General features: G+C 69.4%; 1 protein-coding gene. It reads right to left on the reverse strand.

Annotated elements, in window-relative coordinates:
- Positions 1–245: hypothetical protein (locus tag ACR9ZK_RS23020; RefSeq protein ID WP_481344235.1), on the reverse strand; the 245-nt coding region annotated here is incomplete at both ends.

A 245-nucleotide genomic window follows, 5' to 3' on the forward strand; every position in this document is an offset into this window, starting at 1 on the left:
GGGCCAGGTCGGCCCACTCGGCCTCCTGCTTCTTCGGGTTGAGGACCAGTTGCTCGGTCGTGGTCGCGGCCGGGACGCCGGCGTGACAGTTGTCGGTGTAGGTGATGACGACGACGCAGAAGATGTTCTCGGTCTCGCCGTGCTCGGTCGCGCCAGCCGGGGTCGGGATCGCGAACTGGCAGCCCGTGCCCTGGCTCAGCGGGCGGGCGTGCGCGTCGTGCCCGAGAAAGAAGGTCCACGTGACG

This window comes from Monashia sp. HAY1-5C, assembly GCF_056755255.1.